We start from the raw sequence: 5,112 nt of genomic DNA, 5'->3' as shown, positions 1-5,112 counted from the left end.
GTCCACGGCATTGCCAGGCGTGCCGAAATGCCTGTTGTCGCCGATCGCGGTGAAGGCGAATTCGGTCATGTTGGTCTTGCCTATGATGACCGCGCCGGCCTGCCGCAGCCGGCTGACGATGGCCGCGTCGCTTTGGGCGGGCGCCGCGGTCTTGCGCATCAGCGAACCGGCCGTGGTCGGCTCGCCGGCGACATCGAACAGGTCCTTGATCGAGACGACGGTGCCGTCGAGCGGCCCTAGCGTCACACTTGCCCGCTTGCGGGCATCGCTGGCATCAGCCGCGGCCCGTGCGGCTTCGGCATAGAGCTTCGTGAACACGTGCTCTTCGCCGGCACGGGCGGCGAGGCGCGCAAGAATGATTTCCAGATGATCACGAACGGATTGCATTTTCGGTGTCGGACTCCGGACGCCTCGAACGTCTTAAGGGGGTGCGGCCAGTGCATGGCTTGCCCAGACTTAACCCGGCGCAGGCAGTTTTGCACCCTGTCGAATACGAGGAAAAGCCCGATGCTCTACAAAGGCAGCTGCCACTGCGGCAAGGTGGCCTTCGAATTCAAGGCCGAACTGACCGGTGCCATCAGGTGCAATTGTTCGATCTGCACGCGCAAGGGCGCCCTGCTGTGTGCCATTCCGCATGAGACCTTGCGGGTCCTGGCCTGGGGCGACGATTTGGGCACCTACACATTCGGCAACCATGCCATCGCGCACCGGTTCTGCCGGGCCTGCGGCATCCATCCCTTTGCAGAGGATGTCCGCGAAGGGCGTGAACGCAGCGCCTACATCAATATCAACTGCGTGGCCGATCTCGATCCCTCGACCCTGTCGGTCTTCGATTTCGACGGGCGGTCCGCCTGACGCAATTCCAGGAAAAGTGCGCAGCGGTTTTCCGTCCGGAATTGCGCAGGAACCAATTACCTATCGATAGCCCGTCGCATCGGCGGGCTTGCCGGCGTCCTGAACCTCGGGAACATAACGCCAGGCGTCGGGCCGTGAGCCGTCGAGGTCGGTAAAGCCGTAGACCTGCGCCAGCCCGCCGCTGGACAGCGACTGTCCGTTCCAGCGCGAGCGGTCCGGATCCGCCGCCAAAGCCGCAACGGCGCGGCCGACGAAACGTGGCGTCTCGGAAATGACGAAATGCGGCACCTCAGTGGTGGCGTCGCGCCAATTGCCCTCGCTCACGCCAAAGGCTTCCAGCATCATCTCCGAACGCAGCCAGCCGGGCGTCAGCGACACGGACGTTGCGTCGTGTTTTGCGAGATCCTGGGCATGCGCCCATGCCATGCGCGTCAGCGCGACCTTGGCGAGATCGTAGAATGGCGACAGCCGGTAGTGATCGGCATTGTATTCGGCCGTGCCGTCTGTGACCTCGACGAGCAGCCCGCCCGGACGTTCGATCAACAGCGGCAGCGCATGGTGCGCGGTGATCAGATGCGTGTCGATGCCGAGCCGCAGCATGCGCAGGCCATTGTCCAGATTGTGGTCCCAGACCGGTTTGTCCCACTCGAACAGTTTCTCGCCACCCCAGATGTCATTCACCAGTATGTCGAGCCGGCCTTGTTCGGTGCGGATGCGCTCGACCAGTTTGCGCACATCGTCGGCCACCAGATGATCGATCTGAACGGCGATGCCCTTGCCTCCGTTCGCCGAGACCAGTTCCGCTGTTTCCTCGATGGTTTCGGGCCGGGCATATTCGGATTGCTGGGCGCGCGTGCTGCGCCCGGTGACATAGACGGTGGCGCCGGCTGCGCCGAGTTCGATCGCTATGCCCCGTCCGGCGCCGCGCGTCCCGCCGGCGACCAGAGCAACTTTCCCTTGCAGCGTCATTGAACTCTCCCAAAAACGGACTCATCGATCAGACAAGGCTGGCTTGTGCTGTTCGCGCCATATATATAAATGATCATTCGGTTATATCGGGATGTCAAGATGACACGGCCAAAAACCCAGTCCGACGAGCAGGTGCTGGAGACCGCGCACCGGCTAATCCACGAGCATGGTCCCGAAGCACTCACCTTCGAGCGTCTGGCAAAGGCCTGCGGTCTCTCCGGTGCAACGCTGGTGCAGCGCTTCAAGAACAAGGTGCAGCTGAAACAGCGCACTTTGCTGCACGCCTGGGACGGTCTCGACGAGAACACCAGAAAGCTGGCAGCCACCGTTCCCAGAACCCCCACCGGTGCGGTCGCGTTGCTGGTGGCGCTGTCGCAATCCTATGGCGGCATCGAATCCTATGCCGAAGGCCTGCTTGTCCTGCGCGAGGATCTGCGCGATCCCGTGCTCAGGGCGCGGGGTGCGGCCTGGAAGGCGTTCCTGTGCGACACACTTGCAGCCTGTTTTGCCAAGACGCCCAACCCGCCACGCGACATCGGCCTGCTGATGGCCTCGCATTGGCAAGGCTCGTTGCTGTGGTGGAGCTTTGACCCGGCGATCGAAGTGGCCGCCTATGTCGAGGACAGCCTGAACCGCTTCGTCGCTGCCATCACAACGGCGCCGGCCCGAAAACCGTGATGGTTCTTGGCGTCTCGGCTATGAATCCGATGCCGCCTTCGGCCGCGCCTTCAAGCGCGTCATCGGCTCGGCGCGCAGCCATCTCCGGGCCGAGGAACAGGCCGATATCCGCCAGGCCAGCTGACGCACAGGGTTTCGAACTCAGCTTGCCAAAGGCAGCAGCCAGTTCGGTGGTCCCGGCAGCTTTTCGCGATAGGAATTTTTTCTTGACTCGGTGACCTCAGCTATGCTACATTTCTGTCTATGGTGCTGATTTGCGCCAGTGACCCGCCGCACAGGCGGGTTTTTCGTTTGATGCTCCGTCCCTACGCCTGGCGAAAGCTCCGAAGGAACCCGTTGACCCGAGTTCGTTGCCCTGAGCCGACGCATGGAGGCCGTGACGGACTGGTGATTCCAGGCTAAAGCAATTCCAGGAAAAGTGTGAAGCGGTTTTTCCGTCCGGAATTGCGTCAAAACAAAGAGATAGAGCGGTTCAACGTTTCCGTTAAACGATGAACTGCTCTAGAAAAATCCGCATGGTTTTCACCTCGCCCAAGACTGCCTTGCCGGCCTCGGAGGGTCCGCTCACCGACATCTTGCGCGGATTGCGGCTTGATGGCGTCGACTATGGCCGCTGCGAACTTTCAGAGCCATGGGCCGTGTTGTTTCCTGCCCAGAAGGCAGCAAGATTTCACTTCATTGGCCGCCGCGGATGCTGGCTGTTCTCGCCAGCCGGAGAATGGATTGAGCTGACACCCGGCGATGCGTTGCTCTTGCCGCGCGGCGCCGAGCATGTCGTTGCCAGCGCGCCTGGCATTCCTGCCGTGCCGATCGAAAGCTACACTGTCGAGCCTTTGCAGGACAATGTCTTCAATGTCTCCAATGGCGGCCACGGCCCGAAAATCTTGCTGTTTTGCGGCAGCATGCACTTCAACCTGGACGGATCGCACCCCTTGCTGGGCATGATGCCGGACATGATGCGCGCCAAGGAATTGATGGCTGGCGAGCCAGGTATTCCGCATCTGCTGCAAGCCATGGCCGGCGAGATCACCATGAACCGCGCCGGTTCCGGCGGCATGCTGGCGCGGCTGGCCGACGTACTGGCTGCAAGCATCATCCGTTCATGGGTGGAAAACAGCGGCGGCGACACCAGAGGCTGGATCGCGGCGATCAGGGATCGCGACATCGGCCGCGTAGTTGCCGCCATTCATCTGCAGCCCGACAGGAACTGGACTGTCGAAGCGCTGGCGCGCGAAATGGGCGCCTCGCGATCGGCCTTCGCCGAACGCTTCACGGCCGTCGTTGGCGAAACACCGGCGAGATATGTCGCCCGGATACGCATGCACCAGGCGCGGCAATGGCTGATCGATGATCGGATGCGGGTTTCGGTGGTCGCCGCCAGACTGGGTTACGATTCCGAAGCGTCGTTCAGCCGGGCGTTCAAGCGCATCATAGGCATCGCGCCCAGCCACCTGCGCACCGTCGACGGCAGCTCCGAAAACCGCTGAGGCGATCCCGGATCCGCGGCCATGGATCGCAGGGTCTGGATGAATTGCCGGGTCTGGATGAATTGCCAAGCCTTCCGGACGCAATGCCATTGCCGGGCCACCCGCATGCAATAGCTTGCCATAACCAGGCAGCCAGAGGCCGGCGTCCAGTCGGTCCGAAGAGGAGAACCATGCCAGATCATCTGAAGGTCATCGCACTCGCCGTCATGCTTGCGGTTCCCGGGCGCGCCTTTGCCCTCGAGGACAGCTACCTGCCGGCCGACAAGATCCCCTATGTGGCGGAAGTACCCGACCAGCCGCATCGTCTTGGCCCATTGTGGGGCGAGCGGGCCAAGGGCCCGGCAGGCACGTTGCTGAAGGTTCCCGGCAACTGGCGTGCACCGGTCCATGCGCACACCGCGGATTATCGCGCGGTGGTCATAAAGGGGCTGTGGGCGCACTGGCAGATGGATGGCGGCGAGGCGACCAAGGTCGAACTGCCTCCTGGATCCTACTGGACCCAGAAAGCCAATGAGATGCATGACGACGCCTGCGTCTCCGACACGGAATGCGTGATCCTGCTGATCAACGACACGCCCTACGAAACCTACTTCCAGAAATAGGCTGGGATGCGGCCTCACGCATGTCGCCCAAAAGTGACCTCGGTTTTGGGAGAACGACATGCACAAAAACAAAGACCTAAAGCGCGTCGCATGAATCCGTTTCAGCGCGACGCGCTTTATGAGGCGTGCCGCAAGCTGACGCCGCTGCCCTTGTCGAACAGCACCACCTTGTCGGGGTTCCAGGCAAAGCGCACCGCCTGCTCGATGGCGACGTCGGTCCTGGCCGGCACGGTGGCACGCAGTGTCGCGTCGCCGACGCGCAGCGTCAGGATCTTTTCGACGCCGTGGTTCTCGACGTCGTGGACATGCGCCTCGACCGGCGCGCCGCTCTCGAGATAGACGTCCTCGGGACGAATGCCGAAGACGAGCGGGCGACCGTCGGTCGCCCCGCCCGCTTTGGCTCCCCCCGAAAAAGGCAGTTCGAAGTTCAACGGCGCCATCACCGCGCGGCCGTTCACAAGCTTGCCGTCGATGAGGTTCATTGGCGGCGAGCCGACGAAGCTCGCCACATAGGTATCGCG

Annotated in this window: 7 protein-coding genes; 4 read left to right on the top strand and 3 right to left on the bottom strand. The window is 62.4% G+C overall.

The features are described from left to right. A partial coding sequence (locus EN906_RS22390) for an amidase family protein (protein WP_245484311.1) occupies positions 1-387 on the bottom strand: 387 nt, incomplete at its 3' end. 120 nt (positions 388-507) lie between these two features. On the opposite strand from EN906_RS22390, the gene EN906_RS22385 reads away from it, so the two are divergent. Beyond that, positions 508-855: a GFA family protein gene (locus EN906_RS22385; RefSeq protein WP_127268321.1), complete on the top strand. Its 348-nt coding sequence runs from the start codon at positions 508-510 to the stop codon at positions 853-855. 60 nt (positions 856-915) lie between these two features. Here EN906_RS22385 and EN906_RS22380 read toward each other — a convergent pair whose 3' ends face one another. After that, a complete protein-coding gene (locus EN906_RS22380) occupies positions 916-1,824 on the bottom strand; it encodes an SDR family oxidoreductase (protein WP_127268320.1) in 909 nt (302 codons plus the stop codon). Between the two features lie 99 nt (positions 1,825-1,923). Here EN906_RS22380 and EN906_RS22375 point away from each other — a divergent pair, with 99 nt between their 5' ends. The 3 genes from EN906_RS22375 (at position 1,924) to EN906_RS22360 (ending at position 4,591) form a co-directional block, all read left to right on the top strand. After that, a complete protein-coding gene (locus tag EN906_RS22375) occupies positions 1,924-2,502 on the top strand; it encodes a TetR/AcrR family transcriptional regulator (protein ID WP_236383011.1) in 579 nt (192 codons plus the stop codon). Positions 2,503-3,017: 515 nt separating this feature from the next. Continuing rightward, positions 3,018-3,989 carry an AraC family transcriptional regulator gene (locus EN906_RS22365; protein WP_164748935.1) on the top strand — a complete coding sequence of 324 codons (972 nt, stop codon included), beginning with the start codon at positions 3,018-3,020 and terminating at the stop codon, positions 3,987-3,989. 170 nt (positions 3,990-4,159) lie between these two features. Beyond that, positions 4,160-4,591 (top strand): DUF4437 domain-containing protein, encoded by a 432-nt coding sequence (locus EN906_RS22360; RefSeq protein WP_127268317.1) that lies wholly within the window; start codon positions 4,160-4,162, stop codon positions 4,589-4,591. Between the two features lie 116 nt (positions 4,592-4,707). Here EN906_RS22360 and EN906_RS22355 read toward each other — a convergent pair. Continuing rightward, on the bottom strand, positions 4,708-5,112 hold a 405-nt coding region (locus EN906_RS22355; RefSeq protein WP_164777288.1), incomplete at its 5' end, for a TOBE domain-containing protein.

This window comes from Mesorhizobium sp. M7A.F.Ca.CA.004.06.1.1 (genome assembly GCF_003999135.1).
Lineage (GTDB): Bacteria > Pseudomonadota > Alphaproteobacteria > Rhizobiales > Rhizobiaceae > Mesorhizobium.
The sequence above is the reverse complement of the archived record's forward strand: the minus strand, read 5'-3'. Positions and strand labels throughout refer to the sequence as shown.

What these genes read in the sequence shown, in the direction of transcription:
- EN906_RS22365 (WP_164748935.1), top strand. Translation starts at nt 3,018, where the DNA reads ATGGTTTTCACCTCGCCCAAGACTGCCTTGCCGGCCTCGGAGGGTCCG.
- EN906_RS22385 (WP_127268321.1), top strand. Translation starts at nt 508, where the DNA reads ATGCTCTACAAAGGCAGCTGCCACTGCGGCAAGGTGGCCTTCGAATTC.
- EN906_RS22375 (WP_236383011.1), top strand. Translation starts at nt 1,924, where the DNA reads ATGACACGGCCAAAAACCCAGTCCGACGAGCAGGTGCTGGAGACCGCG.
- EN906_RS22380 (WP_127268320.1), bottom strand. Translation starts at nt 1,824, where the DNA reads ATGACGCTGCAAGGGAAAGTTGCTCTGGTCGCCGGCGGGACGCGCGGC.
- EN906_RS22360 (WP_127268317.1), top strand. Translation starts at nt 4,160, where the DNA reads ATGCCAGATCATCTGAAGGTCATCGCACTCGCCGTCATGCTTGCGGTT.